The sequence below is a fragment of the Paenibacillus sp. FSL H7-0690 genome, assembly GCF_037980415.1.
Classification (GTDB): Bacteria; Bacillota; Bacilli; order Paenibacillales; family Paenibacillaceae; genus Paenibacillus_AQ; species Paenibacillus_AQ odorifer.
Window position 1 is genome coordinate 1 of sequence record NZ_CP150281.1, and the last position, 26,316, is coordinate 26,316.

Here is a 26,316-nt window from a genome sequence, read left to right on the forward strand (position 1 = left end):
GTGGACAGCCATACTTCCGAATTATGGCAGCAAATTTTATCGATTATTCAAACCAAATTAAGCAAGCCGAGCTTTGATACCTGGTTTAAGGCTACTAAAGCGATAACCTTCAACTCCCAGGTTCTCATTATCTCGGCACCTACAACGTTTGCAGTAGAATGGCTGGAAAGTCGTTACACCAAACTGGTAGGAGCAACCGTCTACGAAGTCACAGGGAAACAAGTGGATGTAAAATTCGTGATTGAAGAAAGCAAGCCGCCTGAGCTTGTGGTTCAACAATCCGCTCCGACTCCCGTAGTATCAAGAGAAGAAGCACAAACGCATCTGCTCAATCCAAAGTACACTTTTGACACCTTTGTAATCGGCTCTGGGAACCGCTTTGCGCATGCAGCCTCACTGGCAGTAGCCGAAGCACCAGCCAAAGCATACAATCCCTTGTTTTTATACGGTGGTGTAGGTCTGGGCAAAACCCATTTGATGCACGCAATTGGGCACTATGTCCTGGAACATAACCCAAATAACAAGGTAATTTACATCTCGTCTGAGAAATTCACGAATGAATTTATCAATTCGATCCGTGATAACCGCGGTGAAAGCTTCCGTAACAAGTATCGTAATGTTGACATTTTGCTTATCGACGACATTCAATTCCTCGCTGGAAAAGAGTCTACACAGGAGGAGTTTTTCCATACTTTCAATGCGCTCCACGAAGAACGCAAGCAAATTATCATCTCCAGCGACCGACCACCAAAGGAAATTCCCACACTGGAAGAACGGCTGCGTTCCCGGTTCGAATGGGGCTTGATTACGGATATTCAACCACCAGATCTGGAGACCCGGATTGCGATTTTACGCAAAAAGGCTAAGGCAGAGAACCTTGATATCCCTAATGAGGCCATGATGTATATTGCCAACCAGATTGACACCAATATTCGTGAGCTTGAGGGTGCATTAATCCGGGTAGTGGCTTATTCTTCGCTTACCAACCAGGATGTAACCACTCATTTGGCAGCTGAAGCGCTCAAGGATATTATTCCTTCCAGTCGTCCCAAGATGATCACCATCGCTGATATTCAGCAAAAAGTCGGAGAATACTACAATTTGCGCCTTGAAGACTTCAAAGCACGCAAAAGAACCAAAGCCGTAGCGTTTCCACGTCAAATCGCAATGTATCTATCCCGTGAACTAACGGATTATTCGCTGCCTAAGATTGGTGAGGCTTTCGGAGGACGTGACCATACGACCGTAATTCATGCGCACGATAAAATTACACAGGCATTAAAGGTCGATCAGGAGTTGTACAAAGTGGTAAATAATCTTGCGGAGAAAATTAAAAATCCTTCCTAAGAGGAACAAAGAGCCTATACACAATCTATACACATGTGGGTAGGCTTAATTTTATGCTGTTTGGTGGGGTTATCCACATATTCGTCGCCCCTACTACTAATACTATTAAATAACTATAATAATTCATCATGTAAAGACGCGTAATTAACAGACTCAAATCCATCGAAATTCCCAATTTTTCAGCTAGGAGTGAAATCATGAAAATAAGCATTCTTAAAAATGAGCTCAACGAATCCATTCAACACGTATCCAAAGCTATATCCAGCAGAACAACAATCCCTATTTTGACCGGTATTAAACTGGAAGTTAGCCATCAAGGCGTCACATTAACTGCAAGTGATACCGATATTTCTATTCAATCGTTTATTCCAGCAGAGAATGACAGCCACACCATCGTGAAGATAGATCAGCCAGGAAGTGTTGTCCTTCCCGCTAAATTTTTTGTCGAGATTATTAAGAAGCTGCCCTCCAAAGAAATCCACATGGAAGTAAAAGAAGGATTCCAAACGTACATTTCTTCCGGATCCACTGAGATTCAGATGGTAGGTTTAGACCCTGAAGAATTCCCAGTGTTACCGAGCATTGAAGAGAATGACACGATCTCTCTACCAGGTGATTTGCTGAAAAATATGATTAAACAAACAGCCTTTTCTATTTCTACCCAAGAGACAACTCCGATATTAACGGGTATACTATGGAATCTGAGCGACAATGAGTTTAAGTTTACAGCGACTGACCGTCACCGCTTGGCAACAAGAGCTGCTAAACTTGAAGGCACGGAAAATGTCAATTTCGGAAATATTGTTATTGCCGGTAAAACCCTTAATGAGCTCAGCAAAATTATCCCTGACCAAAATATGCTGGTTGATATTGTCGTTGCGGATAATCAAGTTCTCTTCAAAATCGACAAAGTACTGTTTTATTCACGGATCCTAGATGGGATTTATCCTGATACTTCTAGAATTATTCCAACAACCTACAAAACAGAACTAACTTTAGATACAAAAAAATTAAGCGAATCGATTGATCGTGCTTATTTGCTGTCCCGGGAAGAAAAAACAAATATTGTTCGTATGCAGACGCTTGATCAAGGCGGTATTGAAATTTCTTCAAGCTCATCAGAGCTGGGTAAGGTTCGCGAGGAACTTGAAGTCATTGATTTCAAAGGTGAACCTCTCAAAATATCTTTCAACTCGAAATATATGCTTGATGTATTAAAGGTCATAGAGAGTGAGCAGCTCGTTATTGCATTTACAGGGATGATGAGTCCGATCATTTTGAAACCACTTGACCAAACCAATAGCTTGTATATCATTTTGCCTTACCGTACAACAAATTAATGCCAACATTCATGAACATGTGGATAAGTGGCTGAAAGGATAAAAACCATGAAAAAAATACTTATCCACAGTGGATACATTAAGCTGGACCAATTTTTGAAACTCGCAGATTGTGTATCCACAGGTGGAATGGCCAAAGCTTTATTGCAGGAAGGTCACGTATTGGTCAACGGAGAGGTAGAGGAACGGCGCGGCAGAAAACTTTATCCGGGTGACAAAATCGAAGTGCAGGATAACGGTACCTTTGAGGTTGAAGGCGGAGGAGTAAAAGAGTAGTACGCTAGGGGAGGAACCATTTCGTGTTTGTTAAAAATATCGGTCTGCAGCATTATCGGAATTACGGGCTGCTGCGTCTGGAGAGCCTGGGCGATGTGAATCTGATTCTGGGTCAGAACGCCCAAGGCAAAACAAACCTCATGGAGGCATTGTTCGTCCTGGCGATGACCAAAAGCCACCGCACCTCTAAGGACCGCGAACTTATCTCCTTCGATGCCCCCGGAGATGCAGCTCAGATCGTTGCCGAGGTGGAACGCAAGTATGGCGATCTCAAGCTGGAGCTCACCCTATCTGCCAAAGGTAAAAAAGCCAAGATCAATGGTTTGGAGCAGCGGCGCCTTAGTGAGTTTGTTGGATCTCTGAATGTGGTCATGTTTGCACCGGAAGATTTAGAGATTGTAAAAGGGACCCCTGGTATCAGACGGCGTTTTCTTGATATGGAGATCGGCCAAGTCCAGCCTAGTTATCTATTTCACCTACAGCAGTATCAAAAAATTCTCTTGCAAAGAGGTAATCTCTTAAAGCAATTATGGGGAAAAGAGGCTGCAGGGAAAGAGCTTCTGGAAATCTGGGATGCTCAACTTGTAGAGCATGGTGTTAAAATCGTCAAAAAAAGGAAACAATTCATAAAGAAGCTGCAAATATGGGCTGAAAGCATTCACCGGGGGATTACGAACGGCGGAGAAGAACTGAAATTGCTCTATGTCCCCTCTTTCGGCGATCGGGATGAGGAAGATGAAGCTGTCTTATTAGACAATTTTATGTTAAAGTTATCACAAACGAGAGAACAAGAAATCAGGCGCGGCATGACGCTGACGGGTCCCCATCGGGATGACCTGTCCTTTTTTATCAACGGAAGGGAAGCTCAGGTCTACGGTTCTCAAGGACAGCAGCGTACCACGGCTTTATCGCTTAAGCTGGCGGAAATCGAGCTGATCCATGAGGAAATCGGAGAATATCCTGTGCTGCTTCTTGATGATGTTTTATCCGAGCTTGATCCTTACCGCCAGACCCAGCTTATAGAAACCTTTCAAAGCAAGGTACAGACATTCATTACCGCTACCGGAATTGAGGGTCTGAATGCCGATAAATTAAAGGGCGCCAGCCTATTTCATGTTCATGATGGAAAAGTTGAGTTATAAAAGAGCGGAGGACGATCATGTATATTCATTTGGGCGGGGAGAAGATCATTAGGTCTTCGGAGTTAATTGCTATATTTGATATTTCGATTGAGAAATCTTCCAAGGTATCTAAGCAATTCGTTATTCACTCTGAGCAGGATAAGAAGCTTGAGCGGATTGGCGAAGAGGAAGCAAAATCTATTGTCGTAACTAAAAATATCGTGTATTACTCCCCCATCTCCTCCTCCACTCTTAAAAAAAGAGCCAAAATTTTGCTCGAAATATAACTTGCATTGGGTAACAAAGAGATAATCAGAAAGAAGTAGGTGAAGGCATGTCAATGAATCAACCGACATATGATGAGAGCCAGATTCAGGTACTGGAAGGGCTGGAAGCGGTTCGGAAACGTCCGGGCATGTATATTGGTTCGACTAGTTCTAAAGGTCTCCATCACTTGGTATGGGAGGTCGTCGATAATAGTATCGATGAGGCACTCGCAGGTTATTGTGACCGGATTCAAGTGATTATACATGAGGATAACGCGATCACTGTTATCGATAATGGACGTGGCATACCTGTAGGTGAGAATGTAAAGCTTAAGAAGTCGACGCTTGAAGTCGTAATGACCGTGCTGCATGCAGGCGGTAAATTCGGCGGTGGCGGATATAAAGTTTCCGGTGGTTTGCATGGTGTGGGTATCTCTGTAGTGAATGCCTTGTCTGAAAAGGTCCTTGTTAAGGTCAAACGTGACGGTCATATCTACCAACAGGAATATAGACGTGGTGCACCGCAGTATGATATCAAAATCGTTGGCGATTCAGATGAGACAGGAACGACTACAACCTTTCATCCGGATCCTGAAATATTTACGGAAACCACAGTTTTTGAATATTCGACACTGCTTACTCGTATTCGGGAGCTGGCTTTTCTTAACAAAGGAATCGAGCTTTCACTTCATGATGAGCGGACGGATGTCACCAACGTGTTCAAATACGAGGGTGGTATCGTTGAATATGTGAAATATTTGAATGAGAAAAAAGAAGCACTACATGAGGATCCGATCTACGTGGAAGGCTCACGCGATATGATCCAAGTTGAAGTGGCTCTCCAATATAACGATTCGTATACTGAGAACATCTACTCTTTTGCGAATAATATTAATACGCATGAGGGCGGAACGCATGAATCCGGCTTTAAAAGTGCGCTGACCCGTATCATCAACGATTATGCTCGTAAAGCGGGAGTACTAAAGGATAGCAATTCGAATCTGACTGGTGATGACGTACGTGAAGGATTGACAGCCATTATTTCTGTCAAAATTCCAGATCCACAATTCGAAGGTCAAACGAAAACTAAGCTCGGAAATAGTGAAGTGCGGGGTATCGTAGAATCACTGTTCGGAGAGAAATTACAAGAGTTCCTGGAAGAAAACCCAGCAGTGTCACGTCGCGTTCTTGAGAAATCACTTTCCGCTTCACGCGCGCGAGAAGCTGCTCGTAAGGCACGTGAGTTAACCCGTCGGAAGAGTGCGCTTGAAGTCAGTGCTCTGCCTGGTAAACTCGCCGACTGTTCATCCAAGGATGCCTCGATCAGCGAACTATACATCGTCGAAGGTGACTCAGCGGGTGGATCGGCTAAGCAAGGACGGGATCGCCATTTCCAAGCGATTCTACCGTTGCGTGGTAAGATCCTAAACGTTGAAAAAGCTCGCCTTGACCGTATTTTATCTAACGCGGAGATCCGCGCCATCATTACGGCTTTGGGCACAGGGATCAGCGATGACTTTGACTTATCGAAGGCTCGCTACCATAAAGTCGTTATTATGACCGATGCCGACGTCGATGGAGCCCATATTAGAACGCTATTATTAACGTTCTTCTATCGTTACATGCGGAAGCTAGTAGACGCGGGTTATATCTATATTGCACAGCCTCCTCTCTTTAAGATTGAGCGCAATAAGGTTATCCGCTACGCAGGCAGCGAGAAGGAACGCGATGATATTATCGCTTCTTTTGGAGAAAATGCTAAGGTTAACGTCCAACGTTACAAAGGTTTGGGAGAGATGAATGCAACCCAACTTTGGGACACAACGATGGACCCTGAGACCCGTATGATGCTCCAGGTTACGATTGAAGATGCGATGCTGGCAGATAGTATTTTTGATACACTTATGGGTGACAATGTTGAACCAAGACGTGACTTTATCCATGAGCATGCCAAGAACGTTAGATACCTTGATGTGTAAAAACAATATTTAATACAACCTCCGGCTTCTATTCCTAACGGAATGAGAACGCTGGAGGTTCTTTGATTTCAAGCTTCTTTTTAGGCTCTTGTAGATTGTTTATTGCGGGTCGAATAAGGGGATTTTCTTGCTTTTACACGTCCATAGGCTACGGCATAGCGATGTATTTTACGATAGATTGATTTATCAGGAAATAATTTGAATACAGCAATGGACGGAAGAGTGTTGACTTCCAGCAGCCACATATCCAGATGCTGATCCATGGCAATATCCAGACCAATCTCTTTGATTCCCGGATAGGCAGATTGAAGCTGTGCCGCGATTTGTATACCCAAAGCTTTTAAGTGATTGATCGTAACTAGGACTTCAGAGGGCGGCATATAATTTTTTAGCAGAGTACTTACGGAAAGGATACTGCCTCCACTGTGATAATTGGTGACGATTTTTTGAGGGGCAGCTACTCTTCCAAGCATTCCTGTTGTTTCCCATACTCCTGATGGAGTCTTTTGGGTAAGAACCCGAAGATCAAAAGGGCGGTCTTGATGACGCAGAAGGTCAATCCCTTTTTGAATCAAATAGGTTCGATTCTGAATTCGTTTCTGTAAGTTCTCATACAGCTCTTCTGGTGAGAAAAACACTTCCGCAGTCTTCCCATATCTTAAAATATACAAGATCTGTTCTTCGGGCTCTTCTTTATTAACGTTATCGAGGTCGGTACCGTGTTCAGCTTTCTGTTTGCTAGTGCTAAGAGTTACAGTACGCTGCTCAGCTCTCATTACACCGATACCATAACTTCCTCGATCTGGCTTAATATAGACCATTGTATATAACGCAAGCATCTCCTTAAGAGCATTGACATCGAATTTACGGGTATCAGGCACATATTGCAATAGAGAGTGATTTTGAAGGATGACTTTCGTTTTAGCCCATTTGCTTGGGACGCGTTGAATCTTCATTATCTTCCTCCTTATGAGTTTTGTGCAGGAATAGGTCCTTTGGGTTCCTTGTTGTAAAAAATGCAGTGGCAGCATAATCTTTGACAGCTGAAAATCAGGACAAGCTACCTAAACAATGGTATAATATAAGGATATGGGGTTATGCCTTATCGAACGATATTAGGATAATAAAACCGTGTTTCTTGTCTTTACAGTCTATGTAGTAAAGATATTTGCGGAAAGGGCAAATACCCTGATAAGCGCAAAAAGAAATCAATATTAGAAGATAAAAGGCTATCATGTTTAATTGTGCTACTTTTGTGAAAGTAATATAATTAAGGGTAGCGGTTTTTTAACTGAAGGAGGTCCAGCAACTCATGGCTGAACAAAATAACCCACAAGTCAAAGATCGGGACATTGGCGTGGAAATGCGTGAATCCTTTATGGATTACGCAATGAGCATCATTGTTAGCCGGGCTTTGCCAGATGTGCGGGACGGACTCAAGCCGGTTCACCGACGCATTTTGTTTGCGATGTCGGAGCTTGGAATGTCTGCGGATAAGCCTCATAAGAAATCTGCAAGAATCGTCGGTGAGGTTATCGGTAAGTACCACCCTCACGGTGACTCAGCTGTCTATGAAACAATGGTACGGATGGCTCAGGATTTCTCGATGCGCTATATGCTTGTAGACGGTCACGGGAACTTTGGTTCGATTGATGGTGATATGGCCGCGGCGATGCGGTACACAGAAGCCCGTCTCTCCAAGATTGCAGGCGAAATGCTTCGTGATTTGAACAAAGAGACAGTTGACTTCGCACCCAACTATGATGGTGAAGAGAATGAGCCGGTTGTATTGCCAGCCCGTTATCCGAATCTGCTCGTAAATGGGGTATCTGGTATTGCTGTAGGTATGGCTACTAATATTCCACCGCATAACCTTGGTGAAGTTATCGATGGTGTGCAGGCGATGATTAAGAATCCTGATATCACGCCAATGGAATTGATGGAGTTTATCCAAGGTCCGGATTTCCCTACGGCTGGATATATTTTGGGTCGTGAGGGCATTCGTCAGGCTTATCGTACGGGGCGTGGTTCAGTAACCATGCGTGCGAAGGCAACGATCGAAGAGAACAACGGCAAGGCTCGCATCATTGTGCATGAGCTTCCATACCAGGTTAACAAAGCAAGATTGGTTGAAAAAATCGCAGAATTAGTACGTGAGAAACGGATCGAAGGTATAACGGATCTTCGAGATGAGTCTGACCGTAACGGTATGCGTGTAGTTGTTGAGATGAGACGCGATGTTAATCCAAATGTAGTATTAAACAATCTATATAAACATACTTCTATGCAATCCACATTTGGGATCAACATGCTTGCCATCGTAAATAACGAGCCGAAAATTCTTAATCTGCGTGATGTACTTTATCATTATTTGCAGCACCAGATTGAAGTTATTCGTCGTCGTACTATATTTGATCTTAAAAAAGCTGAAGCACGCGCTCATATCTTAGAAGGTCTGCGCATTGCGCTTGATCATCTGGATGAAGTGATTGCGTTAATCCGTGCTTCACGGACAACTGATATAGCCCGCGAAGGATTAATGAGCACCTTTAGCCTCAGTTTAGAGCAGGCTCAGGCTATCCTCGATATGCGGATGCAACGTCTGACCGGTCTGGAACGGGAAAAGATCGAGAATGAATATAACGAATTGATCGTTAAAATTGCAGAGTACCGTGAAATTCTGGCTAACGAGCATCTTGTACTGGAAATCATCAGCAACGAGCTGCAGGATATCCGCGATAGATATTCTGATGAACGCCGGACAGAGATTACGGTTGGTGAAGAAAGTATCCTGGATGAAGACCTTATTCCACGTGAAGAGGTTGTTATCACTATTACACATACAGGATATATCAAACGTCTACCTGTCAGCACCTACCGCAGTCAGAAGCGCGGAGGTCGCGGAGTCATGGGGATGGACACCAAGGACCAGGATTTCGTGGAGCATCTCTTCGTGAGTAACTCTCATAACTATCTGATGTTCTTTACCGATAAGGGTAAAGTTTACCGGATTAAAGCTTATGAGATCCCAGAATTGGGCCGTACAGCCCGGGGGACGCCAATCATCAACCTGATTCAAATCGAACAAGGTGAGAAGATTAGTGCGGTAATCCAAGTGGAAGATGGCGATAGCGACAAATATTTATTCTTTGCTACCCGTGAGGGTATCGTGAAGAAGACGCCTCTTGGGGATTATAACAACATTCGTAAAGGCGGTCTTATTGCTATTAATCTTCGTGAAGAAGATTCCCTAATCGAGGTTAAGCTGACTGATGGACAGCAAAATCTCATTATCGGTACAGCTCGCGGAATGTCGATTACGTTCTCAGAGAATGATGTGCGTTCTATGGGACGTAGCGCGACTGGCGTTAAGGGCATTACGCTTGACGGTAATGACCATGTCATTGGTATGGACTGTGTCGATAAGGAGCTTGAGGTTCTGATTGTTACTACCAAGGGCTATGGTAAACGGACACCAGCCGGTGATTATCGTTCCCAGACTCGTGGCGGTAAAGGGATCAAGACCATTAATCTCACCGATAAGAATGGTCCTGTAGTGGGTCTTAAGGTCGTTAAGAAGGATGAAGACTTAATGATCATTACGACTAGCGGTACCCTGATTCGTACCAGCATGGATGGAATTTCTACTATGGGCCGTTATGCTCAAGGGGTTAAGCTGATTAACATCCGTGAGGATGACGCAGTAGCTACCCTGTGTAGAGCTGACAAGAACGAAGAGGATGAATCTGAGGAAGTGGAAGGTCTGGAAGGCTTGGAAGGGCAAGAAGGCCTGGATGGGCAAGATACAGTCGAGGAATCTGGCGATATTGATCAGCCTGAGATCCTGACTGAGGACGAAGACACTGACTTAGAATAGGTTGAATTCAAAAAAGAGCAAGGGCTTCTATTACAGAAGTTCTTGCTCTTTTTGTTGCTTTTTGAATGACCGATGCTTCAAAAAATAAAATAAATATTTTGAAAGAATAGTTTTCACTGCACTAGTGTCTTCCATTTATCCGTACTATAATTAGCCAATAGAATCCTATAAAGTACTAATTTCTCAGAAATTATCTGTCTTATCAATGTGAGGTAATGCTGGGTGTACGGCTTATAGAAATTAAGGGGCTGAGTATATGCCAAATATATTGGTTGGAGAAGTTAAAGCAGGCTCAAAGATAATAAAGGATGTAATTACACCTTTAGGGGGGACTTTATTCACTAAGGGAAAAATATTGCTCCCTCGTGATCTAGATATTTTACAGGCTTTTTTGATTGGGCAAGTGGAAATCGAAGGTGACCAAGGTGAGGCGAGTTCGGATGGAGCCAAAACAACAGCTAAGCAAGCTTCCCCTAAAGCTGGAGCCATTATCAACGAATCGATGTTGGCCAAGACTAATTCTCCTCTACATGATGAATACGATAAAATGCTCACTCTTATTAAGAACAGCTATCGATCGGTAACGGCAGCTTCACTTCCTATTTTTGAGCTTCGCAGTCAGTTAGAGACACTAATAGGTTATTTGAAGGATTATCATGTCTTGAAGTTTACACCGCGCACTTTAAAATATGAGGATTACAACTATCACAATGCTGTGTTGTCCGCGTTGACATCCTATAAAATTGCTCAGTGGTGTGGGTACCCACAAAAGGATTGGATGCAGATTGCTTTTGCAGGATTATTACATGATATCGGCAATGCAAAAGTAGACAGCTCACTTTTACAGAAACCGGAGTCACTTAACAATAGTGAAATAGAAGAGGTTCGCCGACACACTACATATGGTTATCAATTATTACGCAATGTTACAGCGATTAATGAAGGGGTAAGACTTGCCGCCTTGCAGCATCATGAGAAGATTGATGGCTCTGGTTATCCATTGAAGCTGGACGGCAGTCAGATTCATTTCTACGCTAAAGTAGTCGCAGTAGCAGATATATTCCATGCTATGACCTTAGAAAGAGCCTACAGAAGAGCACAGTCTCCTTATTTGGTACTAGAGCAGATTCTGACAGAAAGCTTCGGTAAGCTTGACCCAGTGATTGTGCAGACGTTTATACAGAAGAGTACTGATCTCTTTAATGGCACTAGAATCAAATTAAGTGATGGCCGTCATGGGGAGATTATCTTCACAGATCGCGCAAACCCTACACGTCCGATGGTTAAGATAGAGGAAACAATAGTTAATTTGATGTTGGAACGTGAATTGTATATTCAAGAAATCATTGCTTAGGGCGTAGGTACAAAGGAATAAGGCTGTGCTAGCCATTATATATTGCAGTATTGAGGCTTTTGGCAGCACAGTCTCTCATTTATCTAGTATATTTCAAAAAAACTCTTGCAATGCATCTCCATACATGATATATTCTAAGTCCGGCCAAGAAGTACACATGCCGAGCTCGAAAAAGAAGTTAAAAAAAGAGCTTGACATTAAATAGCCGAACATGATATAGTATAAGAGTTGCTGCTGAGACATTAAACGGCGCCAACGAGAACTTGATCTTTGAAAACTGAACAACGAGTGAGTAGGAAATCACGTAAGTGAAATCCAAAATTAGAGAATTAATTTTCTCGTCAGATGTTTCAAAATGAGCATATCGCTCTTTTCAATACTAATTGGAGAGTTTGATCCTGGCTCAGGACGAACGCTGGCGGCGTGCCTAATACATGCAAGTCGAGCGGAGTTGTTTTGAAAGCTTGCTTTCAAAACAACTTAGCGGCGGACGGGTGAGTAACACGTAGGCAACCTGCCCTTCAGACTGGGATAACTACCGGAAACGGTAGCTAATACCGGATAATTTCTTTTTTCTCCTGAGAGAAGAATGAAAGACGGAGCAATCTGTCACTGAGGGATGGGCCTGCGGCGCATTAGCTAGTTGGTGGGGTAACGGCCCACCAAGGCGACGATGCGTAGCCGACCTGAGAGGGTGAACGGCCACACTGGGACTGAGACACGGCCCAGACTCCTACGGGAGGCAGCAGTAGGGAATCTTCCGCAATGGGCGAAAGCCTGACGGAGCAACGCCGCGTGAGTGATGAAGGTTTTCGGATCGTAAAGCTCTGTTGCCAGGGAAGAACGTCCGGTAGAGTAACTGCTACCGGAGTGACGGTACCTGAGAAGAAAGCCCCGGCTAACTACGTGCCAGCAGCCGCGGTAATACGTAGGGGGCAAGCGTTGTCCGGAATTATTGGGCGTAAAGCGCGCGCAGGCGGCTATTTAAGTCTGGTGTTTAAACCTTGGGCTCAACCTGAGGTCGCACTGGAAACTGGGTGGCTTGAGTACAGAAGAGGAAAGTGGAATTCCACGTGTAGCGGTGAAATGCGTAGATATGTGGAGGAACACCAGTGGCGAAGGCGACTTTCTGGGCTGTAACTGACGCTGAGGCGCGAAAGCGTGGGGAGCAAACAGGATTAGATACCCTGGTAGTCCACGCCGTAAACGATGAGTGCTAGGTGTTAGGGGTTTCGATACCCTTGGTGCCGAAGTTAACACAGTAAGCACTCCGCCTGGGGAGTACGGTCGCAAGACTGAAACTCAAAGGAATTGACGGGGACCCGCACAAGCAGTGGAGTATGTGGTTTAATTCGAAGCAACGCGAAGAACCTTACCAGGTCTTGACATCCCTCTGAATCTGCTAGAGATAGCAGCGGCCTTCGGGACAGAGGAGACAGGTGGTGCATGGTTGTCGTCAGCTCGTGTCGTGAGATGTTGGGTTAAGTCCCGCAACGAGCGCAACCCTTAACTTTAGTTGCCAGCAGGTAATGCTGGGCACTCTAGAGTGACTGCCGGTGACAAACCGGAGGAAGGTGGGGATGACGTCAAATCATCATGCCCCTTATGACCTGGGCTACACACGTACTACAATGGCCGGTACAACGGGAAGCGAAGCCGCGAGGTGGAGCCAATCCCATCAAAGCCGGTCTCAGTTCGGATTGCAGGCTGCAACTCGCCTGCATGAAGTCGGAATTGCTAGTAATCGCGGATCAGCATGCCGCGGTGAATACGTTCCCGGGTCTTGTACACACCGCCCGTCACACCACGAGAGTTTACAACACCCGAAGTCGGTGGGGTAACCCGCAAGGGAGCCAGCCGCCGAAGGTGGGGTAGATGATTGGGGTGAAGTCGTAACAAGGTAGCCGTATCGGAAGGTGCGGCTGGATCACCTCCTTTCTATGGAGAATCGTTCTCTGCAATGAGGACATTCAAATCGGAAGTTTAACTTCCAAAACTCAGGTTTAGGCCTGTTACTCACTCGTTGCTCAGTTTTGAGAGTTTAAGCTCTCAAGTAAGACTTGATCCTTGAAAACTGGATACCGAAACGAATTTGCGTTTTAGAACATCTTTTAGCAACTTGTGTAAACAAGTAAATGTTATTAGTGAGATTTTTCTTCGGAAAAATCAAGGTTAAGCTAATAAGAGCACACGGAGGATGCCTAGGCGCCAGGAGCCGACGAAGGACGTGGCGAACAACGAAACTGCCTCGGGGAGCTGTAAGCAAGCTTTGATCCGGGGGTGTCCGAATGGGGAAACCCAGCTGTGGTAATTCGCAGTTACTCATTTCTGAATACATAGGAAATGTAGAGGCAGACCAGGGGAACTGAAACATCTAAGTACCCTGAGGAAGAGAAAACAATAGTGATTCCGTCAGTAGCGGCGAGCGAACGCGGAACAGCCTAAACCTAAGAGCTTGCTCTTAGGGGTTGTGGGACGTCTCACATGGAGTTACAAAGGAATATGGTAGGTGAAGAGGTCTGGAAAGGCCCGCGATAGAGGTAAAAGCCCTGTAACCTAAACTGTGTTCTCTCCGAGACGGATCCCGAGTAGTGCGGGGCACGTGAAACCCCGTATGAATCCAGCAGGACCATCTGCTAAGGCTAAATACTACCTGGCGACCGATAGTGAAACAGTACCGTGAGGGAAAGGTGAAAAGCACCCCGGAAGGGGAGTGAAATAGAACCTGAAACCGTGTGCTTACAAAAAGTCAGAGCCCTATTAATGGGTGATGGCGTGCCTTTTGTAGAATGAACCGGCGAGTTACGTTTAACATGCAAGGTTAAGCCGAGAAGGTGGAGCCGCAGCGAAAGCGAGTCTGAATAGGGCGAATTAGTATGTGGACGTAGACCCGAAACCGTGTGATCTACCCCTGTCCAGGGTGAAGGTGCGGTAACACGCACTGGAGGCCCGAACCCACGTACGTTGAAAAGTGCGGGGATGAGGTGGGGGTAGCGGAGAAATTCCAATCGAACTCGGAGATAGCTGGTTCTCCCCGAAATAGCTTTAGGGCTAGCCTCGGTATAAGAGTAGTGGAGGTAGAGCACTGATTGGGTGCGGGGTCCGCAAGGATTACCAAGCTCAGTCAAACTCCGAATGCCATATACTTATTGCCGGGAGTCAGACAGTGAGTGCTAAGATCCATTGTCAAAAGGGAAACAGCCCAGACCATCAGCTAAGGTCCCCAAGTGTGTGTTAAGTGGGAAAGGATGTGGAGTTGCACAGACAACCAGGATGTTGGCTTAGAAGCAGCCACCATTGAAAGAGTGCGTAATAGCTCACTGGTCGAGTGACTCTGCGCCGAAAATGTAACGGGGCTAAACACACCACCGAAGCTATGGCTAGATACTATGTATCTGGGGTAGGGGAGCGTTGTGTAGGGGTTGAAGGTGTACTGAAAAGAGCGCTGGACACTACACAAGTGAGAATGCCGGTATGAGTAACGAAAAGATCAGTGAGAATCTGATCCGCCGAAAGCCCAAGGTTTCCTGAGGAAGGCTCGTCCGCTCAGGGTAAGTCGGGACCTAAGGCGAGGCCGAAAGGCGTAGTCGAAGGACAACAGTTTGAAATTACTGTACCACCGTAATCCGCTATGAGCGATGGGGTGACGCAGGAGGGTAGTGACGCGGACTGATGGATGTCCGTCTAAGCAGTGAGGCTGATGTGTAGGCAAATCCGCACATCATTAAGGCTGGGCTGTGATGGGGAGCGAAAATTGTAGTAGCGAAGGTCATGATCTCACACTGCCAAGAAAAGCCTCTAGCCAGGAGAAGGTGCCCGTACCGCAAACCGACACAGGTAGGCGAGAAGAGAATTCTAAGGCGCGCGGAAGAACTCTCGTTAAGGAACTCGGCAAAATGACCCCGTAACTTCGGGAGAAGGGGTGCCCCGGTAGTGTGAATAGCACGAGGGGGCCGCAGTGAAAAGGCCCAAGCGACTGTTTAGCAAAAACACAGGTCTGTGCGAAGCCGCAAGGCGAAGTATACGGGCTGACGCCTGCCCGGTGCTGGAAGGTTAAGGGGAGTGGTTAGGGGTAACCCGAAGCTATGAACCGAAGCCCCAGTAAACGGCGGCCGTAACTATAACGGTCCTAAGGTAGCGAAATTCCTTGTCAGGTAAATTCTGACCCGCACGAATGGCGTAACGACTTGGGCGCTGTCTCAACGAGAGATCCGGTGAAATTTTAATACCTGTGAAGATGCAGGTTACCCGCGACAAGACGGAAAGACCCCATGGAGCTTTACTGCAGCTTGATATTGAATTTGGGTACGATCTGTACAGGATAGGTGGGAGCCGTAGAAATCGGAGCGCAAGCTTCGGTGGAGGCGCCGTTGGGATACCACCCTGATCGTATCTAGGTTCTAACCTAGTACCCTTATCGGGTACGGGGACCGTGTCAGGCGGGCAGTTTGACTGGGGCGGTCGCCTCCTAAAGAGTAACGGAGGCGTTCCAAGGTTCCCTCAGAATGGTTGGAAATCATTCGCAGAGTGCAAAGGCATAAGGGAGCTTGACTGCGAGACCTACAAGTCGAGCAGGGACGAAAGTCGGACTTAGTGATCCGGTGGTACCGCATGGAAGGGCCATCGCTCAACGGATAAAAGCTACCCTGGGGATAACAGGCTTATCTCCCCCAAGAGTCCACATCGACGGGGAGGTTTGGCACCTCGATGTCGGCTCATCGCATCCTGGGGCTGAAGTAGGTCCCAAGGGTTGGGCTGTTCGCCCATTAAAGCGGTACGCGAGCTGGGTTCAGAACGTCGTGAGACAGTTCGGTCCCTATCTGTCGTGGGCGCAGGAAATTTGAGAGGAGCTGTCCTTAGTACGAGAGGACCGGGATGGACGTACCGCTGGTGCACCAGTTGTTCCGCCAGGAGCATGGCTGGGTAGCTACGTACGGACGGGATAAGCGCTGAAAGCATCTAAGCGTGAAGCCCCCCTCAAGATGAGATTTCCCAATTAGTAAGACCCCTTGAAGACGACGAGGTAGATAGGTTGGAGGTGGAAGTGCAGCAATGCATGGAGCTGACCAATACTAATCGGTCGAGGGCTTATCCTATACGTAGAATGCAGATTCGTTTCGGATTCAGTTTTCAGGCATCAAGCCTGTAACACGCTTAGAAATTCATTGTCACTTCTGTGATGAACTGAATTTCACGCGGCAGCGTCTGTTTCACAGACGCATGTTTGGTGGCGATAGCGGAGGGGTTCCACGCGTACCCATCCCGAACACGACCGTTAAGCCCTCCAGCGCCGATGGTACTTGGACCGAAAGGTCCTGGGAGAGTAGGACGTTGCCAAGCACGCAAGACCACTGTTGAGTAATCGACAGTGGTCTTTTTGTTATGTATATTTACTTAAGGATTGTTGCAAATTAAATTATGTTTGACAGACTAGAGTGTTTAACCCATAATACAATTCATACTAAACATATAAGAATTATAGGGGGAGCGAATTATGTCGTACTTTAGTGTATCTATTAAGAAACCAATTCTGTTGGGGGCAATAGCAGTTTTGCTATTGATGTTAATTGCAGGGTGCTCGGGGTCTAATAATAAGGCTGATTCAAATAAAGAGGCACAGGAAAGTGCGAGTCCGGCAACTCAAAGTCCTCAAACTGCAGAACCTGCAACGGGAGGGACTTTCGTCTATGGACGACCTGCTTCTGTAACTTCGCTGGATTTGCATAATCAGATTACGTCCAACAATGCTTTTGCAATCGACAAAGTCTTTGAATCATTAGTCGCTTTTGACAGCAAAGGTGAAATTGTAGATTGGCTTGCTAAGTCACATAATATCAGTGAAGATGGTCTGACGTATACATTCGAGCTTCGTGATGGGTTGAAGTTTTCCAATGGTACGGATGTGACCGCAGAAGATGCTGTATTCTCTCTTGAGCGGCACTTGAAGGTAGGCGGCCCGCTTGCAATATCCGCAAAGGTCGACACAATCAAAGCGCAAGATAACAAAACGCTTGTTATTACACTTAAAGAGCCTTATACACCATTTATCTCGGAGCTATCTAATTTCTCAAATGGTATCCTTCCTAACAATTTCGGGGGAGTATCCGAAGAGGAATTCTTCAAGAAACCAATCGGTACGGGACCTTTTGTTGTTGAAACATGGGACACTGCTGGTGATCTGACCTTCACTAAGAATACATTCTACTGGCAAGAAGGTAAACCCTATATTGATAAGCTCGTTTATAAGCTGATTGAAGATGACAGCCAAGCGATTAACCAGCTGAAGGCTGGAGAAGTTAATGCTATTGAATCTTTGGCTCTGCAAAATGCCAATGAGATTAAAGACGGGGCTGACACTAAAGTAGTTACTAACGGTAGTTGGGTGACAGAGCAATTGTTCTTTAATACGTTGGATGAACATTTTTCTGATGTGCATGTCCGTCGCGCTCTGGCGCTGGCGCTTGATCGTGAGGGCTTGACCAAGGCGCTAACCTTTGGTTATGCACAAACAGCAAACTCATTGCTGCCAACAACGATTCCTTATAACGCAAATGATACAATCAAAGCACTGAACTTTAATATCGAAGCAGCCAAGGAGGAGCTTGCAAAATCTTCCTTCCCTAATGGCTTCACTACCAAATTACTTGTAGCATCCGGTAATAGCACAAGAGCTCAAGAGGCACAAATTATTCAGGCAGCGGGCCAAACGATCGGGATTAAGATTGAGATTGAATCGATTGAACTTGCCACTTTCCGTGAACGTTTCTTCGCATATGATTTTGCGGCAATGCTGAACAGTGGCCAAGCGGATTCCCCTGAAGCGAACTCAATTATTGCTTTCCAGACCGATCCGGAAGGCTTCAGCAAATCATATTGGACGCATTATACAAATGATGAAGTAACGAAGCTTCTATATGAGGGACAAAAAACTGCGGATGGCGATGAACGTGCACAAATCTATACTAAGCTGCTGCAGACCCTTGCTGATGAAGTTCCTTATATTCCTCTTTACTATCCAGATGTTTTAAAAGGTATTCGTTCTTCAGTTGACGGTCTCGTTGTTCTACCGAACGGCAGTGCCCGTTTCGAAGATGTCCGCATCAGCCAATGATGAATCTTAAGCAGGTGTTAAATCAACCGAAAGGAAGCAAGGGTTCTTACAACTGGCTTGTGATATCTCTTATAAAAGCATTGGCAGTGATCTTCTGCGTAATGATAGCAGTCTTTTTCATCATACGAATCGTGCCGGGAGATCCAGCAAAAATGATTTTGGGAGAATACAGCACCCCTGAGGCGCTCAAGAGTATGCATCATACTCTTGGGCTGGACCTCCCTTTATGGGAGCAATTCATCCGATTTGTGAAGACGCTGTTTACTCAAGGAGATACTGGAAACTCCATTATTATGGGGACATCAACAAGAGAGTTGATTACACAACGGGCCCCTGTTACTTTGCTGCTCATCGTGATGGCTTGTGTGTTGGCGATTTTTGTATCCCTTCTGCTCGCTACGGTAGCCGCTACGCATAAGGATAAACTGCTGGACCATTTGATACGTATTTTTCCTACAATTACTCTAGGTATGCCAATCTTCTGGGTTGGCTTACTTTTAATTTTGCTCTTTAGTGTCCGGCTTGGCTGGTTCCCTGTTGGGGGAGTAAGTGAAGGGTGGGTCGGAACCTTGCATAGTCTTGCACTTCCAGCAGTCACTGTTGCTTTTTCACAGGTTCCTACGCTTGTTCGTTCATTAAGAGCGCAGATGCTTGAAGTGTTAGAATCGGATTTTGTAGTCACCCTTAAGGCTGCGGGCATACCAAACAGGGTTATTTTATTTAAACATGTGCTGCGCAACTCTGCTCTTCCTACGTTAATGCTGCTGGGTGTGAATATTTCTTATTTAATCGGAGGCACCTTGGTCGTTGAGCAGGTATTTGGAATTAAGGGAATTGGCAGCTTATTGTTCACCTCAATTTCGAAACGGGACTTTCCGGTTATTCAAGGAATAGCACTTTACTGTGCGCTATCTGTTGTGATCATCAGTCTCTTGATTGAAATCATTTCCTGGTGGCTTGATCCCAGAACGAAAGGAAAACAATGAAAACTATAAGACTAGACTCGCGATTGTATGAAGACGGTAAGATAACAAGCGGCTTAAAGCGAATATGGAATACCCCATCACTTCTAGTGGGAATTATTATGTTTGCAGCTCTTATTCTCTTGACTGTGTTTATACCTTATATAAGTCCTTATGACCCCTCTGAGCAAAATTTGAGTGCCTTTTTACAGCCTCCGTCAGCCGAACATTGGTTGGGAACTGATCAATTAGGGCGTGATCTGTTTACCAGACTGGTTTATGCAGCGAGGACTGATTTGAAAATCATGGTCTTGGCAGAAATCATTCCCTTTTGCACAGGTGTATTTCTAGGAATGCTGGCAGGATATTACGGCAAATGGATCGATACAGTTATTACGCTGTTGTCAGATACATTCATCGCCTTTCCTTTTTATCTGATCGTTATTATCGTGGCTTTTGCAAGTGGAGCAGGAGAACGAGGCATTTATATTACTTTTATCTTTGTAGGATGGATTGTCTTTGCCCGTGTCGTCAGAGGTCTTAGTGCTTCTTTTCGTAATCAGGAATGGGTGGCGTCCGCTCAAACCTTAGGGCTACCAGGAGTGAAAATTATTTTGCGTCATCTCCTGCCGAATGTACTTCCGCAAGCCGTGGTCGTCCTTATGACAGATATGATTGGATTGCTTGTTGCCATTGTTACACTCGGGTATCTTGGTATCGGCATTACACCGCCAACTCCTGACTGGGGGACAATGATTTCAGATGGACAGCCCTTCATCACTACAGCTTGGTGGCTCTCGGCCGTTCCGGGATTTGCAGTGGTGTATACGGGGATAGCTTTGTCGCTCCTAGGTGATGGTTTGGCAGACATATGGAGGAAAAAATAATGTCTATACAACCCATTTTAGAAATAGAGGCGCTATCGCTGGCAGCTAAGTCAAATGAGAGATTGGTCAATAATGTTAGTTTTTCGCTGGGTAGAGGGGAGAGTCTGGGATTAGTAGGTGAATCGGGATCAGGAAAATCGCTTACGCTGCGTGCAATTTTAGGCTTGCTTCCAAATGGTGTTGAACAGACTGGTGGCACCATTAAAAGTGACGTAAGCAGTGCGATGGTATTTCAAGATCCAAGAGGTGCGCTTGATCCGCTCTGTACGGTTGTCAAACAACTGGCTGAAGTTGTGTATTACAGACAGAAAGTAAGCCGTAAGACTTCGCGGGTAATTGCACTGGAACTGCTCGAAAGGCTTGGTCTCCCCGATTCATTGAAGAAAAAGGACCGGTATCCGAGTCAGCTGTCAGGCGGTCAGTGTCAACGGGTAGTCATCGCTCTGGCACTGGCGTGCAAGCCAGGCATACTTCTCTGTGATGAGCCGACAACGGCACTGGACGTCACGGTTCAACGGCAAATTATTGAGACGATCACGAGCCTCCAGCATGAGCTCAGTTTTGCCATGGTATTTGTTACGCATAACCTAGCGATTGCAGCAAACTTGTGTTCACGGCTATGTGTAATGAAACAGGGACAGATTGTTGAGCAGGGCAATACCCTTGATATTTTACGAAATCCGAAAGACCCTTACACACAGATGCTGATTGATTCGGTGCTTCCTTTGCCAGAGCTTGAAGGGAGTAGAGACTCATGGAATTAGCCTTACAAATAAAAGATTTAACTGTTCATTATGGCGGCTTTACTGCACTGGATCATATCAATCTGAATCTTGAGCAGCACACCACCCTTGGGCTTGTTGGAGAATCTGGATCAGGGAAATCTACGCTGGCGCGAGTAATTGCTGGACTGATTGCCCCAAATGAGGGACAGATTCTGTTGGGAACCCAAGAATTAAAAAAGAAAAGAAGCCGTGAGCAGCACAAAACAATCCAGATGATTTTCCAAAATCCAGATGCTTCGCTAAATCCTAAACATTCGATTAGGCAAATTCTTTCCGAGCCCTTATTGTTTCATAAAATAGTGGGGCGTACAGATGTTGAACAAAGATGCAAAGAGCTTTTGAATCAAGTTCATTTAGAACAAAAGGCGTTAGACAAATTCCCGCATGAATTTTCCGGCGGCCAGCGTCAACGGATAGCGATCGCTCGTGCATTAAGTGTTGAGCCAAACATCCTGATCGCGGATGAACCTACAAGTGCGTTGGATGTATCTGTGCAGCTTAGTGTGCTCGAACTGTTCAATACGCTAAAGGCTGAGCTTAATCTCACCATGCTTTTTATTTCTCATGATCTAGGAGTAATCAATGCAATTAGCGATACGGTAGCAGTTATGCGGCAAGGAAGGCTCGTGGAGCAGAGTCCGCGGGACCAATTCTTCATCCGTCCTAAACATGAATACAGTTATGAGCTGTTGTCGGCGGTTCCGAAAATGCCAAAATAAAGTACATCAGGAGGTTTTTTTATGAACCGAGAACATAAAGGATACGTGCCACTTTCACTGGCTGAGTACAATAAGCTAACACATTTAATTTCCAAAGTCTTGTTTACTGAGCACCCTCCAGTTATTATTCCGGCTGAGGCAATCCTTGGAATCGAGGCGGTAGCCGCCGGAATAGCTGCACCCGGTCGAACCATTGTAAATATAGTAACAGGTCCTTATGGAAGTTTATTTGGAAAATGGCTTGAGCGGGGTGGAGCAACGGTTGTTGAAGTAAAGGTTCCTTTTGATGAAGTGGTCACTAGCGACCAAGTTGCTTCTGCGATTAAGGAGTTTAAACCTTGTGCCCTTTCTTTTGTTCAAGCTGAAGTGGTTACTGGAGGCTCTAATCCTGCTAAAGAAATATTTGAAATTGCAAAAGAATTCAATCTAATTACTGTGTCGGACTCCGTATCTGCGGTTGGGGGGGAGGCCCTGCTGGTGGATGAATGGTCCGTTGATTTTGCAGTTATAGGTGCGCAAAAAGCCTTAGCTGGACCCAACGGTGTTAGTGCCGTAAGTATTTCTCCACGTGGCTGGGAATTTCTTGAGTCGAATGAAAATGCTCCACGCAATTCTATCTTATCCTTGCTGGATCTGAAACCATCACTTGGAGACGCCGCGCCATTGCGGGTTGCCCCAAACATTCCTACGCTGGAGGCTAGAGCCTTGACTCAAGCTTTGACACGAATTGAAGAAGAAGGATTGGATCAAGTAATCAAACGCCATGAGCGAGCCGCAGCAGCTGCTGTAGCTGGTATTAAATCCTTGGGGCTTGAGCCTTGGCAAAAGGACAGCAGACATTATTCTACGCTGACTACAACGGTGCGGATTTCTGGAAAGCAAGAGTTGCGGATTGAGCAGCCTATAGGCATTGTGGCTCCCGGAGACGGAGAATTATTTGGCCATCTTCTACGGATCAACCATTTTGGAACGAATGCTGAGCGGCAAAGTGTGGAGAAGGCTATATCCACGCTTGCCGAACTGTTGAAACAAGACCCTGTTCAGGCATTAGCAGCTGTTCGGCTGGCATGGGGGGAATGAAGATGATTCATAAGCATCCAGAGCTGCAAACGTTCAATGACATTTTTATAGCAGGTATCGAAGGCAGACGTTTTGATGTCGTGATAAAGGATGGGCGTTTTTCATCCATTACTGAAGCGGAGCCGCATCAAGTAGAGTCAAATCTTGCAGGAACAGATCTGTGGCTAAGTCCGGGTATTATTGATCTTCATACGCATTTAGCTTGGACAGATTTTGACCACTCTGATCAATTGAAGCGCGATGCCAACGAGATCGAAATTATGCAGGCACAAGCTTTTGAAGCTACTCTTAGAACGGGTGTAACGACTGCCCGTGATGCAGGTGGGATTCTGCCGAGCACAGTGCAGCATCTTGTTCAGCAATATCAGCATCCATTAAGAGTGCAGACCAGTAGCGATATGATTGGAGCAGCAGATGCCCGTGGTCTTAAGCATTTAGAACAACGCATGGCGGAAATCTTTGCTACAGGAGCGGGTTGGATAAAAATCATGGCCACAGGCGGGCTTGGAGCACCTACCGAGAAAGTCGTTGACCCGATCTTTTCCGAAGAAGAGTTCTCGTTCATTGTTCGTAATGCACATGCCCATGATAAGAAGGTACTGGTTCATACCTGGGGCGGAGTGACGATAGACTGGTCCATCCAGGCCGGCGTGGAATCAATAGAGCATGGGATGTTTCTAACTGAGGATCAGGCAGGAAGACTTGCTAACTCGAGGGTAGCGTTTGTACCCACCACATCAATTTATCGTATTGCTGCAGACCCAAAAGGCGTTCTAGCGTTGAACCCGATCATTTGCGACCGAGCTGCCCGCGCTGCCGAATGTCATTCCAAGGCCATTCATTATGCAAAAAGAGAAGGCGTTCGTATTGGATTCGGTACAGATTATGCCACACCTGCACTACATGGCTATAACCTTCAAGAACTGGATACATTGATTGATTATGGCTTAACTCGGAGAGAAGCTTGGCAGGCTGCGACTAAAAGTGCTGCTGATATTCTGGGGAGCGGTAACGAGCTGGGACAAATTGCAGAAGGTTTTATTGCAGATGCTGTTGTTTTCAAAGCGGATCCATATGAAGCGCACAATGCGGAGGCACTTCGAAGCAATATCATTGCCGTAATTACTGGAGCGAAGGAAGCGGAATTAATCTAGAATCGTCTAAGCTTCTTCTAAAAAACAACTGTTATCTTCTGCAGTTGTTTTTTTACTTTCTAGATAATTAGATGATAAGGGGAGGTAGTTATTATAATACGATAATACATAGATGATGTTTTATGCTTTTGATTTTATATAAAAAAACTCTTGCAATGCATCTCCATACATGATATATTCTAAGTCCGGCCAAGAAGTACACATGCCGAGCTCGAAAAAGAAGTTAAAAAAAGAGCTTGACATTCAATGGCCGAACATGATATAGTATAAGAGTTGCTGCTGAGACATTAAACGGCGCCAACGAGAACTTGATCTTTGAAAACTGAACAACGAGTGAGTAGGAAATCACGCAAGTGAAATCCAAATTAGAGAATTAATTTTCTCGTCAGATGTTTCAAAATGAGCATATCGCTCTTTTCAATACTAATTGGAGAGTTTGATCCTGGCTCAGGACGAACGCTGGCGGCGTGCCTAATACATGCAAGTCGAGCGGAGTTATTTTGAAAGCTTGCTTTCAAAATAACTTAGCGGCGGACGGGTGAGTAACACGTAGGCAACCTGCCCTTCAGACTGGGATAACTACCGGAAACGGTAGCTAATACCGGATAATTTCTTTTTTCTCCTGAGAGAAGAATGAAAGACGGAGCAATCTGTCACTGAGGGATGGGCCTGCGGCGCATTAGCTAGTTGGTGGGGTAACGGCCCACCAAGGCGACGATGCGTAGCCGACCTGAGAGGGTGAACGGCCACACTGGGACTGAGACACGGCCCAGACTCCTACGGGAGGCAGCAGTAGGGAATCTTCCGCAATGGGCGAAAGCCTGACGGAGCAACGCCGCGTGAGTGATGAAGGTTTTCGGATCGTAAAGCTCTGTTGCCAGGGAAGAACGTCCGGTAGAGTAACTGCTACCGGAGTGACGGTACCTGAGAAGAAAGCCCCGGCTAACTACGTGCCAGCAGCCGCGGTAATACGTAGGGGGCAAGCGTTGTCCGGAATTATTGGGCGTAAAGCGCGCGCAGGCGGCTATTTAAGTCTGGTGTTTAAACCTTGGGCTCAACCTGAGGTCGCACTGGAAACTGGGTGGCTTGAGTACAGAAGAGGAAAGTGGAATTCCACGTGTAGCGGTGAAATGCGTAGATATGTGGAGGAACACCAGTGGCGAAGGCGACTTTCTGGGCTGTAACTGACGCTGAGGCGCGAAAGCGTGGGGAGCAAACAGGATTAGATACCCTGGTAGTCCACGCCGTAAACGATGAGTGCTAGGTGTTAGGGGTTTCGATACCCTTGGTGCCGAAGTTAACACAGTAAGCACTCCGCCTGGGGAGTACGGTCGCAAGACTGAAACTCAAAGGAATTGACGGGGACCCGCACAAGCAGTGGAGTATGTGGTTTAATTCGAAGCAACGCGAAGAACCTTACCAGGTCTTGACATCCCTCTGAATCTGCTAGAGATAGCAGCGGCCTTCGGGACAGAGGAGACAGGTGGTGCATGGTTGTCGTCAGCTCGTGTCGTGAGATGTTGGGTTAAGTCCCGCAACGAGCGCAACCCTTAACTTTAGTTGCCAGCAGGTAATGCTGGGCACTCTAGAGTGACTGCCGGTGACAAACCGGAGGAAGGTGGGGATGACGTCAAATCATCATGCCCCTTATGACCTGGGCTACACACGTACTACAATGGCCGGTACAACGGGAAGCGAAGCCGCGAGGTGGAGCCAATCCCATCAAAGCCGGTCTCAGTTCGGATTGCAGGCTGCAACTCGCCTGCATGAAGTCGGAATTGCTAGTAATCGCGGATCAGCATGCCGCGGTGAATACGTTCCCGGGTCTTGTACACACCGCCCGTCACACCACGAGAGTTTACAACACCCGAAGTCGGTGGGGTAACCCGCAAGGGAGCCAGCCGCCGAAGGTGGGGTAGATGATTGGGGTGAAGTCGTAACAAGGTAGCCGTATCGGAAGGTGCGGCTGGATCACCTCCTTTCTATGGAGAATCGTTCTCTGCAATGAGGACATTCAAATCGGAAGTTTAACTTCCAAAACTCAGGTTTAGGCCTGTT

General features: G+C 46.0%; 16 protein-coding genes and 4 rRNA genes. 19 read left to right on the top strand and 1 reads right to left on the bottom strand.

Annotated elements, in window-relative coordinates:
• The 6 genes from dnaA to gyrB all read left to right on the top strand — a co-directional run bounded on the left by dnaA (nucleotide 1) and on the right by gyrB (nucleotide 6,329).
• Complete coding sequence (dnaA, locus tag MHI32_RS00005; protein WP_036677741.1) at nucleotides 1–1,347, top strand: chromosomal replication initiator protein DnaA; 1,347 nt, start codon at nucleotides 1–3, stop codon at nucleotides 1,345–1,347.
• Between the two features lie 197 nt (nucleotides 1,348–1,544).
• On the top strand, nucleotides 1,545–2,687 hold the full coding sequence (gene dnaN, locus MHI32_RS00010; RefSeq protein ID WP_036677739.1) for a DNA polymerase III subunit beta: 1,143 nt from the start codon (nucleotides 1,545–1,547) through the stop codon (nucleotides 2,685–2,687).
• Nucleotides 2,688–2,735: 48 nt separating this feature from the next.
• Entirely contained in the window at nucleotides 2,736–2,963 is a 228-nt protein-coding gene (gene yaaA / locus MHI32_RS00015; protein WP_036677736.1) for a S4 domain-containing protein YaaA, read from the top strand.
• Nucleotides 2,964–2,986: 23 nt separating this feature from the next.
• Nucleotides 2,987–4,105 (top strand): DNA replication/repair protein RecF, encoded by a 1,119-nt coding sequence (gene recF, locus MHI32_RS00020; RefSeq protein ID WP_036677733.1) that lies wholly within the window; start codon nucleotides 2,987–2,989, stop codon nucleotides 4,103–4,105.
• A gap of 17 nt (nucleotides 4,106–4,122) precedes the next feature.
• Entirely contained in the window at nucleotides 4,123–4,371 is a 249-nt protein-coding gene (locus MHI32_RS00025) for an extracellular matrix/biofilm biosynthesis regulator RemA family protein (RefSeq protein WP_036677731.1), read from the top strand.
• 47 nt (nucleotides 4,372–4,418) lie between these two features.
• Complete coding sequence (gyrB, locus tag MHI32_RS00030; protein WP_036677726.1) at nucleotides 4,419–6,329, top strand: DNA topoisomerase (ATP-hydrolyzing) subunit B; 1,911 nt, start codon at nucleotides 4,419–4,421, stop codon at nucleotides 6,327–6,329.
• An 80-nt stretch (nucleotides 6,330–6,409) separates the two neighbouring features.
• Here gyrB and MHI32_RS00035 read toward each other — a convergent pair whose 3' ends face one another.
• Nucleotides 6,410–7,285: a YheC/YheD family protein gene (locus MHI32_RS00035; protein ID WP_076276332.1), complete on the bottom strand. Its 876-nt coding sequence runs from the start codon at nucleotides 7,283–7,285 to the stop codon at nucleotides 6,410–6,412.
• Nucleotides 7,286–7,641: 356 nt separating this feature from the next.
• Between MHI32_RS00035 and gyrA the strand changes: the two genes are divergently transcribed.
• From gyrA to MHI32_RS00100, 13 genes are all read left to right on the top strand, one after another.
• Nucleotides 7,642–10,206: a DNA gyrase subunit A gene (gyrA, locus tag MHI32_RS00040; protein ID WP_036677722.1), complete on the top strand. Its 2,565-nt coding sequence runs from the start codon at nucleotides 7,642–7,644 to the stop codon at nucleotides 10,204–10,206.
• A 256-nt stretch (nucleotides 10,207–10,462) separates the two neighbouring features.
• The gene (locus tag MHI32_RS00045; RefSeq protein ID WP_076124333.1) at nucleotides 10,463–11,560 is read left to right on the top strand and encodes an HD-GYP domain-containing protein; all 1,098 of its coding nucleotides are present in this window, start codon (nucleotides 10,463–10,465) and stop codon (nucleotides 11,558–11,560) included.
• Between the two features lie 380 nt (nucleotides 11,561–11,940).
• Nucleotides 11,941–13,498: ribosomal RNA gene (locus MHI32_RS00050) — 16S ribosomal RNA — on the top strand.
• 232 nt (nucleotides 13,499–13,730) lie between these two features.
• A 23S ribosomal RNA gene (locus tag MHI32_RS00055) occupies nucleotides 13,731–16,656 on the top strand.
• Between the two features lie 127 nt (nucleotides 16,657–16,783).
• Nucleotides 16,784–16,900: ribosomal RNA gene (gene rrf, locus MHI32_RS00060) — 5S ribosomal RNA — on the top strand.
• Together the 16S, 23S and 5S rRNA genes form the textbook arrangement of a ribosomal RNA operon.
• 154 nt (nucleotides 16,901–17,054) lie before the next feature.
• On the top strand, nucleotides 17,055–18,671 hold the full coding sequence (locus MHI32_RS00065; RefSeq protein WP_076195273.1) for an ABC transporter substrate-binding protein: 1,617 nt from the start codon (nucleotides 17,055–17,057) through the stop codon (nucleotides 18,669–18,671).
• Complete coding sequence (locus MHI32_RS00070) at nucleotides 18,668–19,657, top strand: ABC transporter permease (protein WP_076195271.1); 990 nt, start codon at nucleotides 18,668–18,670, stop codon at nucleotides 19,655–19,657. The genes MHI32_RS00065 and MHI32_RS00070 overlap by 4 nt, the downstream gene beginning before the upstream one ends.
• On the top strand, nucleotides 19,654–20,520 hold the full coding sequence (locus MHI32_RS00075; RefSeq protein WP_139330225.1) for an ABC transporter permease: 867 nt from the start codon (nucleotides 19,654–19,656) through the stop codon (nucleotides 20,518–20,520). The genes MHI32_RS00070 and MHI32_RS00075 overlap by 4 nt, the downstream gene beginning before the upstream one ends.
• Nucleotides 20,520–21,284, top strand: coding sequence for an ABC transporter ATP-binding protein (locus tag MHI32_RS00080; RefSeq protein WP_076195269.1), 765 nt, complete (start codon nucleotides 20,520–20,522; stop codon nucleotides 21,282–21,284). The genes MHI32_RS00075 and MHI32_RS00080 overlap by 1 nt, the downstream gene beginning before the upstream one ends.
• The gene (locus tag MHI32_RS00085; protein WP_076195266.1) at nucleotides 21,275–22,024 is read left to right on the top strand and encodes an ATP-binding cassette domain-containing protein; all 750 of its coding nucleotides are present in this window, start codon (nucleotides 21,275–21,277) and stop codon (nucleotides 22,022–22,024) included. Before MHI32_RS00080 ends, MHI32_RS00085 begins: the two co-directional genes overlap by 10 nt.
• A gap of 21 nt (nucleotides 22,025–22,045) precedes the next feature.
• On the top strand, nucleotides 22,046–23,104 hold the full coding sequence (locus tag MHI32_RS00090) for an aminotransferase class V-fold PLP-dependent enzyme (RefSeq protein WP_076195264.1): 1,059 nt from the start codon (nucleotides 22,046–22,048) through the stop codon (nucleotides 23,102–23,104).
• 2 nt (nucleotides 23,105–23,106) lie between these two features.
• The gene (locus MHI32_RS00095; RefSeq protein ID WP_076303492.1) at nucleotides 23,107–24,258 is read left to right on the top strand and encodes an amidohydrolase family protein; all 1,152 of its coding nucleotides are present in this window, start codon (nucleotides 23,107–23,109) and stop codon (nucleotides 24,256–24,258) included.
• Between the two features lie 424 nt (nucleotides 24,259–24,682).
• Nucleotides 24,683–26,240, top strand: a 16S ribosomal RNA gene (locus MHI32_RS00100).
• Nucleotides 26,241–26,316: the final 76 nt, after the last annotated feature.

Bases quoted from the DNA above. Each gene is read 5' to 3' on its own strand.
- dnaN (WP_036677739.1), top strand. From the start codon at position 1,545: ATGAAAATAAGCATTCTTAAAAATGAGCTCAACGAATCCATTCAACAC.
- yaaA (WP_036677736.1), top strand. From the start codon at position 2,736: ATGAAAAAAATACTTATCCACAGTGGATACATTAAGCTGGACCAATTT.
- MHI32_RS00025 (WP_036677731.1), top strand. From the start codon at position 4,123: ATGTATATTCATTTGGGCGGGGAGAAGATCATTAGGTCTTCGGAGTTA.
- gyrB (WP_036677726.1), top strand. From the start codon at position 4,419: ATGTCAATGAATCAACCGACATATGATGAGAGCCAGATTCAGGTACTG.
- MHI32_RS00035 (WP_076276332.1), bottom strand. From the start codon at position 7,285: ATGAAGATTCAACGCGTCCCAAGCAAATGGGCTAAAACGAAAGTCATC.
- gyrA (WP_036677722.1), top strand. From the start codon at position 7,642: ATGGCTGAACAAAATAACCCACAAGTCAAAGATCGGGACATTGGCGTG.
- MHI32_RS00045 (WP_076124333.1), top strand. From the start codon at position 10,463: ATGCCAAATATATTGGTTGGAGAAGTTAAAGCAGGCTCAAAGATAATA.
- MHI32_RS00065 (WP_076195273.1), top strand. From the start codon at position 17,055: ATGTCGTACTTTAGTGTATCTATTAAGAAACCAATTCTGTTGGGGGCA.
- MHI32_RS00070 (WP_076195271.1), top strand. From the start codon at position 18,668: ATGATGAATCTTAAGCAGGTGTTAAATCAACCGAAAGGAAGCAAGGGT.
- MHI32_RS00075 (WP_139330225.1), top strand. From the start codon at position 19,654: ATGAAAACTATAAGACTAGACTCGCGATTGTATGAAGACGGTAAGATA.
- MHI32_RS00080 (WP_076195269.1), top strand. From the start codon at position 20,520: ATGTCTATACAACCCATTTTAGAAATAGAGGCGCTATCGCTGGCAGCT.
- MHI32_RS00085 (WP_076195266.1), top strand. From the start codon at position 21,275: ATGGAATTAGCCTTACAAATAAAAGATTTAACTGTTCATTATGGCGGC.
- MHI32_RS00090 (WP_076195264.1), top strand. From the start codon at position 22,046: ATGAACCGAGAACATAAAGGATACGTGCCACTTTCACTGGCTGAGTAC.
- MHI32_RS00095 (WP_076303492.1), top strand. From the start codon at position 23,107: ATGATTCATAAGCATCCAGAGCTGCAAACGTTCAATGACATTTTTATA.